This is a genomic window from Pseudomonas sp. SIMBA_067 (assembly GCF_046534675.1).
GTDB lineage: Bacteria > Pseudomonadota > Gammaproteobacteria > Pseudomonadales > Pseudomonadaceae > Aquipseudomonas > Aquipseudomonas putida.
This window is the reverse complement of sequence record NZ_JAWRYH010000013.1, coordinates 136,513-148,498: the sequence shown is the minus strand read 5'-3', so window position 1 is coordinate 148,498 and position 11,986 is coordinate 136,513. Positions and strand designations below refer to the sequence as shown.

The 11,986-nt window shown below is 60.8% G+C and carries 9 protein-coding genes; all 9 read left to right on the top strand.

All coding sequences use genetic code 11. From position 1 onward, the window contains the following. Positions 1-362 precede the first annotated feature (362 nt). Complete coding sequence (locus tag SB765_RS24170; protein WP_169725188.1) at positions 363-2,006, top strand: acetolactate synthase large subunit; 1,644 nt, start codon at positions 363-365, stop codon at positions 2,004-2,006. Between the two features lie 144 nt (positions 2,007-2,150). Then, positions 2,151-4,085, top strand: a complete 1,935-nt coding sequence (locus SB765_RS24165) for a flavin monoamine oxidase family protein (RefSeq protein WP_341796581.1) — start codon at positions 2,151-2,153, stop codon at positions 4,083-4,085. 145 nt (positions 4,086-4,230) lie between these two features. Beyond that, the gene (locus tag SB765_RS24160; protein WP_410932054.1) at positions 4,231-5,127 is read left to right on the top strand and encodes a nitrilase family protein; all 897 of its coding nucleotides are present in this window, start codon (positions 4,231-4,233) and stop codon (positions 5,125-5,127) included. Between the two features lie 10 nt (positions 5,128-5,137). Then, positions 5,138-6,292, top strand: a complete 1,155-nt coding sequence (locus tag SB765_RS24155) for a hypothetical protein (protein WP_341796579.1) — start codon at positions 5,138-5,140, stop codon at positions 6,290-6,292. After that, positions 6,289-7,278, top strand: coding sequence for an asparaginase (locus tag SB765_RS24150; protein WP_341796578.1), 990 nt, complete (start codon positions 6,289-6,291; stop codon positions 7,276-7,278). Before SB765_RS24155 ends, SB765_RS24150 begins: the two co-directional genes overlap by 4 nt. A 91-nt stretch (positions 7,279-7,369) precedes the next feature. Beyond that, the gene (locus SB765_RS24145) at positions 7,370-7,921 is read left to right on the top strand and encodes a UPF0149 family protein (protein ID WP_410932053.1); all 552 of its coding nucleotides are present in this window, start codon (positions 7,370-7,372) and stop codon (positions 7,919-7,921) included. A gap of 169 nt (positions 7,922-8,090) precedes the next feature. Continuing rightward, entirely contained in the window at positions 8,091-8,720 is a 630-nt protein-coding gene (locus SB765_RS24140; protein ID WP_410932052.1) for a glutathione S-transferase family protein, read from the top strand. A gap of 27 nt (positions 8,721-8,747) precedes the next feature. Then, complete coding sequence (locus tag SB765_RS24135) at positions 8,748-10,784, top strand: pyridoxamine 5'-phosphate oxidase family protein (protein WP_410932051.1); 2,037 nt, start codon at positions 8,748-8,750, stop codon at positions 10,782-10,784. A gap of 172 nt (positions 10,785-10,956) precedes the next feature. Further along, positions 10,957-11,853: a LysR family transcriptional regulator gene (locus tag SB765_RS24130; protein ID WP_049275914.1), complete on the top strand. Its 897-nt coding sequence runs from the start codon at positions 10,957-10,959 to the stop codon at positions 11,851-11,853. Positions 11,854-11,986 lie beyond the last annotated feature (133 nt).

Below are 11,986 nucleotides of genomic sequence, written 5' to 3'. Positions count from 1 at the left end.
CTGTAGGAGCAGCCTTGTGCTGCGAAGAGGCCGGTAAGGCTAAAGATTATCTTCGGCTGCAATGGCCTCTTCGCAGCTCAAGGCTGCTCCTACAGGGATCTGTGGTACGTCGCCCCCCCCACAATTCGAGCCAGAATACTAGACGAGCGCGCTTTCAAAGCCTGAGCAAGACTGTTGCTTCTACAACGGCGCCAGCGCAGCACTGCGACAATATTGCAGTTACATTAACGTGACTTTCCCACGCCCATCCTACGTCAAGACTTTGATTCAGGGCATTTCTACCCCTGGACCGAGCGATGCCAGCGTACCGTGCTGCGCATTTCTGGACTTCCACCGTCCCATCACTTGAGGTAGCAAGCAAGATGGCCAAGGCCGCCGATGTCGTTGTGCAATGCCTGGAAAACGAAGGTGTCGAATATGTATTCGGCATTCCCGGTGAAGAAAACCTTGACCTGCTCGAATCCCTGCGCAAGTCGAAGATCAAGCTGGTACTGACCCGTCACGAGCAGTCTGCAGGTTTCATGGCTGCCACCTACGGCCGACTGACCGGCAAGACTGGCGTCAGCCTGTCCACCCTCGGCCCTGGCGCCACCAACCTGGTTACCGCCAGCGCCTACGCCTACCTGGGCGGCATGCCGATGATGATGATCACCGGGCAGAAGCCGATCAAGAAGTCCAAGCAGGGCCGCTTCCAGATCATTGACGTGTGCGGCATGATGGACCCCATCACCAAGTACACCCACCAGTTCGCCTCGGCCGACAACATCCCGTCGCGCATGCGCGAAGCCTTCCGCCTGGCTGAAGAAGAAAAGCCGGGTGCGGTACACCTGGAACTGCCTGAAGACATCGCCGCCGAGCAGACCGACGCACTGCCGATCCCGCGCAGCCTGCACCGCCGTCCGTTGGCCGAGCATGTGGCCATCCAGGCTGCCGTCGAAAAATTGCAGAATGCGCGCAACCCGATCCTGGTGATTGGTGCCGGTGCCAACCGCAAGATGACCGCCAAGGTCCTCAAGCAGCTGATCGACAAGACCGGCATCCCGTTCATCACCACCCAGATGGGAAAAGGTGTGGTCGACGAGCGTCACCCGCGCTTCCTCGGCAACGCTGCGCTGTCGTCGGGTGACTTCGTGCACCGCGCCGTCGAAGCCGCCGACCTGATCGTCAATATCGGCCACGACGTGATCGAGAAGCCGCCATTCTTCATGGTCCGTGGCGGCACCGAAGTCATCCACATCAACTTCCGCTCTGCCGAAGTCGATGCGGTGTACTTCCCGCAGGTGGAAGTGATCGGCGACATCGCTAACGCCGTGTGGCAGATCAGCGAAGCGCTGAACGACACGTCGCACTGGGACTTCACCCGCCTGATGGCCATCCGTGAAGCCAACGAAGCGCAGATCGCCGAAGGTGCTGACGACAACCGCTTCCCGGTCTACCCGCAGCGCTTGGTGGCCGACATCCGTCGCGTACTGCCGTCCGAAGGCATCGTTGCCTTGGACAACGGCATCTACAAGATCTGGTTCGCCCGCAACTACAAGGCGCACAAGCCGAACACCGTGCTGTTGGACAACGCCTTGGCCACCATGGGCGCGGGCCTGCCATCGGCCATGGCGGCGCACCTGGTGCACCCGGACCGCCCCGTGATCTCGGTGTGCGGCGACGGCGGGTTCATGATGAACAGCCAGGAGCTGGAAACCGCTGTACGCCTGGGCATGCACATCACCGTGGTGATCCTGCGTGACGATGGCTACGGCATGATCCGCTGGAAGCAGGCCAATATGGGCTTCACCGATTTCGGCCTGGACTACGGCAACCCGGACTTCGTCAAATACGCCGAAGCCTACGGTGCCAACGGCCACCGCGTGGAAAGCGCCGAAGGCCTGCTGCCGCTACTGGAACACTGCATCAAGACCCCAGGCGTGCACGTTATCGACTGCCCGGTCGATTACAGCGAGAACGACCGCATCCTCAACAGCGAGCTGCGTGAGCGCGCGCTGGCGGTGTAAGCACCGACGACGGTATAGCTGGCAAGCCGGCCCCTTCAGGTATCTCACGATCCTGTAGGTGCCGGCGGGTGGTGCATAACAACCCCTCACGCATCTAGCAATTGCTCATTCTCAGGTTCTTCAAATAATGGAGAACACAAGACCATGACAATTGGTTCTACACACAACCACCCCGCCGATCTGACCATCGACCCATCACTGCCGATGCAGCCGTGGGCTGCGCGTTTCCCTAACCCCCCAGATCTCTGCTTCGACTACCGCCGCCTGATCGAACAAGAGGGAGGCGTTGCACGGGCCACACAGCCCGAACACCGCATTTGTATTGTCGGTGCCGGCGTTACCGGGTTGACTGCGGCCCGGGAATTATTGCGCTGTGGTTTTAGCCGTATCACCTTGATCGAGCAGTCCCGGCGTGTAGGCGGGCGACACCTGACAGTCGTGAACAACCCTGCAAGCCACAAGCACCCTGTCACTCCTTTTGAAATGGGGGCTATGCGCATGCCTTTCTTCAATAGGACAGGAGAATCACCTAAAGATGGCCGCTCGCTTATGGCGTATTACGCCAAGCTGTTTGAGCTGCGGATTTCTGATTTCCCCAATCCAGGTACACCTTGGGTGAATGCCACGGGTATTTATCTGCGCGAAGGGCAAATACAAGGTGAGGGTGACCCGGTGCTGTTGGTCTGGCGTAATCCGTCAGGGGAAACACCACCACCGTCGGCTGTCTTGCAGCAGGTCTACGAGAAATGGCGCAGTTTTGCTCAGCGGTTTGCTGAACACGTTTCCGCTGTTTATGGCACGCCAAGCTGGGAGTCGACATGGCGGGACATCGTCGAACGCTATCACCGCTTGTCCTTCAGGGATTTGGTGCATTTGCCCGCCCTCGTTGCCTGGGATCCTGAAAACCCCGGTGACTTTGGCGGTTTGGGCATGAGCAGTGATGAGTCAGCGATTTTCTATGCAATCGGTATTGGCGACGGCAGCTGGGGAGCATTTTATGATGTTTGCTGCTTGTACCCGCTACGTACGGCAATCTTTGGCTTCAGCAGTCATTTGCAGCTGGTGCATGGCCGTGTGGATTCAGCAGGTATGCCTTACGCTGCTCCGCATCTTGAAGCCAACAATGTTCCTGATAGCAGGGGATTGCCGTTTCAAGGACCCGCCTATCTCGGACTTGCGGCCATGGACGAATGCCTGTTGTACCTGGACGTCGGCATGGGAGGGATCTCGCTTTATGACCATCTGCTGGAAAGAGATGATGGGCTGCTGACAGATACGTCCGTGTGCGCGGTGCAGAAGCTGGAAAATGGCCGGGTCAGGGTCGGATATCGTTGGCAGTGCAGTGATCCGATACACGAGACCACCGAGTACCAAGACTTTGACAGCGTGATCATAACCACTCCGTCTTGGCTGATCGAAACCAACATCCGCCTCAGCGGCTTCACCCGCCAGATGTTGCCTCAGTCGATTATCGATGCCTGGAAACATGCCCACTGGGAGACCAGTTGCAAGGTTTATGCGCCGCTGAAGAAACGTTTTCTCGACCGCAAGCCACTGCCGCAAATCCTGATTACCGATAGCTTTGTGCACGATGTCTATGCCTATCGATACAACGACAGCTACCCCGATGACTGCATTCTCCTCAGTTATACCTGGGAGGATGATGCAACAAAATTGGCAGCCTTCTCTGATGAGGAATTGGCGACCAAGTGCCTGAAGGAGCTCGATCGGATCCTGCTGCGGTGCACCAATGTAGGCGAGGCTATATCGCCCTACATCGACACTCGAAACATTCGCATACAGCGTTGGAGCACAGACCGAAATGCGCTCGGGTGTGCGAAATTGTATAGGGCAGGTACCTATTATGATGCGGTAAGCCTGATGAAATACAACCGTGATCTGAGCGGGAGCTCAGGGTTGTATCTGGCTGGAGAGTCCTTCTCCGTTGACGCCGGGTGGACCGAGCCGTGTTTGCGCACGGCGATTGATACGGTCATCAACCTCTGCAACAACACTTCAGCGCAATTCAATGGTGGCTTTACCCTTGAGCACTACCCACATTATCAGGTTGGGAAATAGCGGCGTACGGGGCATTTTGTAGGGGGAGTCCTACTGCGATCATGTGATTTTCCTTTGGTCCCATCGGACCCTCCTGACTGTCCCTCCCAGGCCCAACATCGCTTTACTGGCGTCCTTCCAAAACAACCACAAAAAGGAAGCCGCCATGTCTGAATCCTGTTCCCCCGTCAGCCCTGTACGTATCGCTGTCATCCAGTACGACCCCCAGGTCGGTCTTGAGCATTGCGAGCGTAACTTGGGTAATGGTCTGGCGCTGGCCCGGCGAGCAGCACGCGAAGGCGCCAACCTGATAGTGCTGCCTGAGCTGGCCAATACTGGCTACACCTTCAACTCCCGCGCCGAAGCCTATGCCCATGCAGAGACGCTGCAGGACGGCCCTTGTCTGAAAGCCTGGGAGGACTTCGCCAAGGAATACCAGGTTTACCTGGCCGCAGGTTTTTCCGAGCGCGACGGGCTGAAGCTCTACGACAGCGCCATACTGTTTGGCCCTGAAGGCCGGCTCGGGCACTACCGGAAGGCGCACCTCTGGAACCAGGAAAAACTCTGGTTCACCCCCGGCGATCTGGGGTTCCCGGTATTCGAGACGCCAATCGGGCGTATCGGCCTGCTCATATGCTGGGACATCTGGTTCCCGGAAGTCCCGCGGCTGATGGCGGCGCAAGGTGCCGACATCATCTGCAGCCTCAACAACTGGGTATGGACCCCGCCACCATTGTTCGATGAAGCAGGGCGCTGCATGGCCTCGTACCTGACCATGACCGCAGCGCATGTCAACAACGTTTACATCGCCGCCGCGAACCGTGTCGGGAGCGAGCGGGGCGGGCGCTTCCTGGGGTGCTCGCTGATCGCCGGTACCAATGGCTGGCCGATTGGCGAAGTGGGCAGTGCAGAGGCCGAAGAAATTCTCTATGCCGATGTAGATCTGAGCAGTGCACGCTCGGCGCCGATCTGGAACAACCTCAACGACCTGCCGCGGGACCGGCGTATCGACCTCTACGATGCCAATCTTGGTTACCGCTTGCACGCGCCAATGCCACGTTGAGGAGTCGCAAATGAACACGCTACTCTTCTCAGGACAGCAGCGTTGGCCTGTGTTGATTTTTGCCTGTCTGCTGCTTGTGCTCGCTGCGAGCCTTGCCCATGGCCAATGGCCGGATTATGCAGTTATGGTGGCGACGCTCGATCAGCCCCTGAGTCGCTTGCGCTGGATCGTCGGTGATATCAGTGAAGTGGCATTCTACAAGCACGAGCTGCCCGCACTGGGCTTGCTGCTTGGCGCTTGCCTGGCGCACTGGGCCCACGTGCGAGGGTATCGCTGGCAGGGCTTTGCCATTTGCTATGGCAGCGGATTATGGCCATGGGTGTTCACCAGTTCGTTCCTGGGCTTGGTGCTTAGCCACGCGTTGTGGGGGTGGACCTTGGCCAGTGGCAACTGGCAACCCACCTTCGTCGCCTTCGTGTCATTGCCGGCCGCCATGGTGTTGCTGTTTGGTGCGGGCTGGCGGGTGACGATCACGGGGGCGGTACTGGGTGCTCTACTGGTAACACCGGCCAGCCTTCTGATAGTCAACTACCTGTGCTATCCCCTGCAGTTGCCCGTGGTAGTTGGTAATGTGAGCGGCATGGCGGTAGCCAGTGTCGTGGCCTTCCTCCTGTGCAAGCGCTTTCCTTCATGGGTACGCCAAAGTCGTGTAGCCACCGCAGTGGCGCCGGTCATCAACCGGCCAGACTACGGTGTGGTCTGGACGTTGCGTCGGGTGCTGGCCGATTTCAGCGAAGCGCCATTTTTCGGTAATGAGCTGGCCAGCCTCGGGCTGCTGCTGGGCGTGTTGCTGGCTTACTTGTTAGCCCCGGCTGCACCGTCCTACGGTTCAATGCTGGTGATGCACATAGTGGCCGGGCAGGCCCTGGCATCGCTGGTTGGGGTCGTATTCTGGCGAGGCCAGTGGCAAGCCCGGGGGTGGTACCCTACCTACATTCCGATTGTCTCGATCGTTCCGGCCGCAGTGCTGACGCATGGCGGCAGCTGGCAAGTGGTGGTGGCCAGCGCAGTGCTGGGGGCGCTGGTGGCTCCGCCGCTGGCAGTGGCGATCACCCAGCGGTTGCCGGCTTATGTGCATGGCTACATCGGCAACGTGATGTCGATGGCCATCAGCACCTTGGGGATCGTGCCTCTGATCGGGTTACTTGCGGGGGGAAAAGCATGATTGAACATTCCAGCCTGCCCAGGCTGTCGATCGCTAGCCTGGGGGGCACGGTCAGTATGCAGGCCGGGGCTGTCGGGTGTGGTGTGACGCCAACCCTGGGCTGCGAGCAGCAACTGCTTCAGGTCCCACAGTTGCGCGAGATGGCGCAATTGAATGTTGCTTCATTGTGTCTGGTCCCTAGTGCCTCGCTGGACTTTGCGACGTTGCTGGACGTGCTGGCATGGGCCCGGTGCGAGGTTGAGCGCGGGGCCCAGGCCTTGGTGGTGAGCCAAGGGACCGATAGCCTGGAGGAATCGGCTTATTTCCTGGATCTCCTGTGGCCATTCGATGCGCCCTTGGTGATGACCGGTGCCATGCGTTCGGCCAGCCAGCCGGGCAATGATGGGCCGGCCAACCTGTTGTCTGCGGCGCAGGTTGCATTGGCACAGGGCAGCTGCGGGCGTGGTGTGCTTGTGGTGATGAATGACCAGGTCCACTGCGCGGCAAGGGTTCGCAAGACGGCCAGCATGGCGTTAGCCGCGTTCGAGTCGCCGGGATCCGGCCCATTGGGCGAAGTGGTGGAGGGGGAAGTGGTCTATCGCCATCCGCCAGCACGACGGGAAGTGCTGCCCGTACCGCATCGCACCGACCAGCGCGTTGCCCTGCTGGAAGCGTGCCTGGACGCAGACACGGCGCTGCTGCAGGCTGTGGCTACATTGGGTTATGAAGGGTTGGTCATTGCCGGCTTCGGCGCTGGGCATGTTGCCGCTAGTTGGTCCGAGGTGCTGGAACACCTGGCGCCCACCTTGCCAGTAGTGGTTGCCACGCGCACAGGTAAAGGGCCAACCGCCCGGACAACCTATGGGTTTGCGGGTGCAGAAATCGACCTGCAGAAAAAAGGCGTATACATGGCGGGGGACCTCTGCCCGCGCAAATGCCGCATTTTGCTGTGGCTGCTGATTGGCACCGACCGGAGACACGAGCTGCAGGACTGGTTGCACGCCTGAACCATCTGCCCGCGCGGTAGTTCACGCGGGCAGCCCTTCCGGCGTTGCTGTGCTAGGGTGCACACACTTTTGCTTCCCAGGATTCTCACCCATGCTCCCCGTACTCAGCGAAAAAGAACTCGACCGTCTCGAAGACCTGTTGATCACCTACGGCAACGACTATTCCGTGCTGAACCTGGCCGAGCTCAATGGCTTTTTCACCGCGCTGGCCAGTTCGCCGGTCGCCGTCTTCCCAGAGCAATGGCTGCCCGCAGTGGCCGGTGGCAAGGTGCCTAAGTTCAAGAAGGCTGCGCACGAAGAAGCGTACACCGCGTTGATGTTGCGCTATGCCAATCAGGTGAAAGAGGCATTGACTGATGACGTAGACCACTTCGAGCCGCTGTTCGAGGAAAGCGAGGGCGAGGGTGGCACTGTGATCGTCATGGAGGAGTGGTGCTTCGGCTATATGCGCGGTACCCAGATTGCCGGTTGGGGCGAGTTGCCGCAGGAGCAGGCGCTATTGCTCAAGGCCATTTCGCTACATGGGCTGGAGGACAACTTCGAGCTGCTGGACCAGATGAGCGAAGCGGATATCCAGGCCTGCGTTCCGCAGGTAGTTGAGGCCGCACGTGGGCTGTTCCGGTATTTCAAGAAGCTGCACTGACCTGATATTCGTTGGCTAGCGATCCCTGCACTTAACTGCACATCTTTTGGAAACCATTATTGCGCCCCGCGAAATTATGGTTTCCCTTACGCACTGATTCTGCTGCCAGCCGATCCAGTGCAGCATAGGCTCCACCAGCCCATCCCGGTGCTGATCAGGAGCCAAACCCATGTCGAACCCGATCAAGCTCTACAACTTCCCCAAGTCTGGCCACGCCCATCGCATCGAATTGATGCTCTCGCTGCTCAACCTGCCCACCGAGCTAGTGTTCGTCGACCTGGCCAAAGGCGCGCACAAGCAGCCGGATTTTCTGGCCCTCAACCCGTTTGGCCAGGTCCCGGTTATCGATGACAACGGCACGGTGATCGCCGATTCCAATGCCATCCTCGTCTACCTGGCCAAAAAGTACGACAACGGTACCTGGCTGCCCGAAGAACCCGCTGCCGCCGCCCGTGTCCAGCGCTGGTTGTCGGTGGCTGCAGGCCCGCTGGCCTTTGGCCCGGCTGCTGCGCGCCTGGTGACCGTGTTCGGCGCTGCGTTCAACACAGACGAAGTCATTGCCCGTGCCCATACCCTGCTCAAGGTGATCGACGCCGAGCTGGCCAAGATGCCATTCCTGGCGGGCAGCACGCCCACCATCGCCGACATCGCCAACTACTCGTACATCGCCCACGCCCCCGAAGGCAACGTGTCGCTGGAGCCCTATGCCAACGTGCGCAGTTGGCTGGCGCGGATCGAGTCGCTGCCGGGCTTCGTGGCCATGCCACGCACTGTGATCGGGCTGCAGACCAGCGCCTGATACCTCGCCTTCGAGAGGAACGCCACCATGCAACAGCCCCCGGACCACCGCCCCTCGCCCTGGCATGCGGGCGAGAAAACCCTGCAGGAAAAGGTCGGTGTAGCAGAACGCATGGAGGCGTTCGGGCAAAAGGTCATTCGTGACTACATGCCCGACCAGCACCGTAGTTTCTATCACCAGTTGCCGTTCATGGTGGCCGCCAGTGTGGACGTTCTTGGCCGGCCTTGGGCCACCCTGCTGGAAGGGCCGGAAGGGTTCGTCAGCTCGCCCGACCCTCGCGTGCTGACGATTTATACCACGCTGCCAGCAGATGACCCCGCCACCCCGGGGCTGGTAGCCGGGCAGGCGGTCGGCCTGCTGGGTATCGAACTGCACACCCGTCGGCGCAATCGCATCAACGGGCAGATCCGCCAGGCTGCAGAAGGACAACTGCAGGTGAGGGTGGAGCAGTCGTTCGGCAACTGCCCGCAGTACATCCAGTTGCGTGACTACACCCGCGTTGCCGAGCCCGCCCAGGCGCGTGTCGATGCGACCACACTGGATGCCACAAGCGTCAGCATGATCCAGGCTGCCGACACGTTCTTCGTCGCCAGCTATGTCGAGCAAGGTGACGGCCAGCGCGCTGTGGATGTTTCTCACCGTGGCGGCCGGCCAGGGTTCGTCAAGGTCGTGGGCAATCGGCTGATCATTCCCGACTACGCGGGCAACCTGCACTTCAACACCTTGGGCAACCTGTTGGTGAACCCGCGGGCCGGTTTGCTGTTCATCGATTTCCGCAACGGCAACGTGCTGCAGCTGTGCGGGCGTGCGGAGGTGCTGCTGGACAGCCCGGCCATCCAGGCCTTCGACGGTGCCGAGCGGCTGTGGACGCTGGAGGTGGAGCAGGCAGTGTGGCGCCCGGCGGCGGTTTCCCTGCGCTGGGCGTTCAAGGAATACGCACCGACCAGCCTGATGACTGGCACCTGGGCCGAGGCCGACGCACGCTTGCAGCAACGCCAGCGACAGCGCCAATGGCAGGCCTGGCGTGTGCTGCGGGTGGAGCAGGAGAGCCGCGATATCCGCTCGTTCTACCTTGAACCGCCCAGCGATAGCAGCGTGGTCTTTGCGCCAGGGCAACACATTCCGGTGCAAGTGCAGATCGACGGTGAGGCCGCGATGATCCGGACCTACAGCTTGTCGAGCGCACCGTCCGATGGCTACCTGCGTATCAGCGTAAAAGCGCAGGGCCCCGCCTCTCGGCACCTGCATGAGCGCGTCAAGGCAGGTGATATGCTGGATGTGCGCTCGCCTATGGGCAGTTTCACCCTGGATGAGCAAAGTACGCGCCCGCTTGTGCTGATTGGTGCGGGCGTGGGTATCACGCCGTTGCTGGCCATGCTGCGTGAGCAGCTGAGCAAAGGCCAGGCACGGCGCATCCATGTGTTCCATGGCGCCCGCAGCCTGGCCGACCTGCCATTCAGGCAGGAGCTGGCAAGCTTGCGGCAACAGGCTGGCGGCTTGCTGCACGTTCATCGCGCCTTGAGCCAGCCAGAAGACCATGCCGTGGCCGGGCAGGATTATGAGTTTACCGGCCGACTGGGCATCGAGCAGGTCAAGGCGACGCTGGCGCTGGACGACTACGATTTCTACCTATGCGGCCCGGGCAGCTTTACTCAGGACCTGTATGAAGGGCTGCGCACGGTGCATGTGCCGGATGCGCGCATTCACGCTGAAGCCTTTGGCCCGTCAACGCTGCGCCGGCACACGGATGCAGGCCAGCCCACCTTGCAACAGCCGCCTGCGGCCCGCGAGCCAGTGCCTGTGTATTTCGCAGCGTCGGCCAAGGAGGCGCGCTGGGCACCAGGCAGCGGCACCCTGCTGGAGCTGGCCGAGGCACGTGGGTTGGCGCCGGAGTTCAGTTGCCGGGGTGGGTCGTGCGGTACCTGCAAGACCAGGTTGGTGAGCGGCCAGGTGCATTACCCGAACCCACCGGCAGAGCTGCCGGAGGCGGGATCGGTACTGATCTGTTGTGCGGTACCGGGGCAGGTTGAGGAGGGGATACAGGCGCTGGTGCTGGATATCTGATATGCCAGTCCCGGCCTCTTCGCCGGCAAGCCAGCTCCCACAGGGTCTGCGCAGACCTTGGGTTCAATGCGGTCGAGGTGGGAGCTGGCTTGCCGGCGAAGAGGCCAAGACTGGCAGCATAAAGCGCCCGGATATCCGATAATCCCGGCACCCCAAATACCCAGGAGCCCGCATGGACCAGATCCACCTGATGAAGGTATTCGTTGCGGTAGGTGAGCTGGAGAGCTTCGCTGCCGCCGCTCGCCGCCTGGACATTTCCCCGGCCGCCGTTACCCGCGCTGTCAGCGCCCTGGAAGACCAGCTGGGCGTCAAGCTGCTGCTGCGCACCACCCGCAGCGTGCGCCTGACCGAAGCTGGCGGCCGCTACCTGGAAGACACCCGGCATATCCTGGCCAGCATCCACGAAGCCAACGAAGCGGCCGCCGGCATTAACGCCACCCCCAAAGGCGACCTGGCAGTTACCGCCCCGATCCTGTTCGGCAAGAAGTTCGTCATGCCGTGTATCGTCCGCTACCTGCAGCAGTACCCGGACGTCGATGTTTCCGCCTACTTCCTCGACCGTGTGGTGAACATGGTCGAGGAGGGCATGGACGTGGCCGTGCGCATCGGCCCGTTGCCCGACTCCGGGTTGAAGGCGTTGCGGGTCGGCAGGGTACGGCGCATGTTGTGTGCGTCCCCCGACTATCTGGCGCGCCATGGCGTGCCGAAGCATCCCTCGGACCTTGCCGGGCATGCGGTGATCGGCACCACCAACCTGTCGCCCCGGGCAGGCTGGCGCTTTGGGGTGACAGAAGAGCCAACCCTGGTGCGCATGAAGCCGCGCTTGACGGTGACCAGCAATGACGGGGCGATCGCGGCCGCCAGCGGCGGGCTGGGGATTGCCCGCCTGTTGTCGTACCAAGTGGCAGATGAGCTGGCCAGTGGGCAATTGCAGGTGATCCTGGCCGAGTACGAGGAGGCGCCCTGGCCCATTCATGTGTTGCATCGCGAGAGCAAGTACGGCTCCGCCAAGGTCAGGGCCTTCATCGACATGCTGGCGCAAGCGCTGCGGGCGCAGCAGCTGGATTGAGATCGTACAACACAGAGTGAAATATTCAGAAATAATAAGTGTTGTACGACGACCTACGACGTGGCACTCTTTCGCCTGAAACAATTTGTCGTAAATGCCGCTGCCGGTGTTCGCGACAATCGCTCGCCACACT

What these genes read in the sequence shown, in the direction of transcription:
- SB765_RS24170 (WP_169725188.1), top strand. Translation starts at nt 363, where the DNA reads ATGGCCAAGGCCGCCGATGTCGTTGTGCAATGCCTGGAAAACGAAGGT.
- SB765_RS24165 (WP_341796581.1), top strand. Translation starts at nt 2,151, where the DNA reads ATGACAATTGGTTCTACACACAACCACCCCGCCGATCTGACCATCGAC.
- SB765_RS24160 (WP_410932054.1), top strand. Translation starts at nt 4,231, where the DNA reads ATGTCTGAATCCTGTTCCCCCGTCAGCCCTGTACGTATCGCTGTCATC.
- SB765_RS24155 (WP_341796579.1), top strand. Translation starts at nt 5,138, where the DNA reads ATGAACACGCTACTCTTCTCAGGACAGCAGCGTTGGCCTGTGTTGATT.
- SB765_RS24150 (WP_341796578.1), top strand. Translation starts at nt 6,289, where the DNA reads ATGATTGAACATTCCAGCCTGCCCAGGCTGTCGATCGCTAGCCTGGGG.
- SB765_RS24145 (WP_410932053.1), top strand. Translation starts at nt 7,370, where the DNA reads ATGCTCCCCGTACTCAGCGAAAAAGAACTCGACCGTCTCGAAGACCTG.
- SB765_RS24140 (WP_410932052.1), top strand. Translation starts at nt 8,091, where the DNA reads ATGTCGAACCCGATCAAGCTCTACAACTTCCCCAAGTCTGGCCACGCC.
- SB765_RS24135 (WP_410932051.1), top strand. Translation starts at nt 8,748, where the DNA reads ATGCAACAGCCCCCGGACCACCGCCCCTCGCCCTGGCATGCGGGCGAG.
- SB765_RS24130 (WP_049275914.1), top strand. Translation starts at nt 10,957, where the DNA reads ATGGACCAGATCCACCTGATGAAGGTATTCGTTGCGGTAGGTGAGCTG.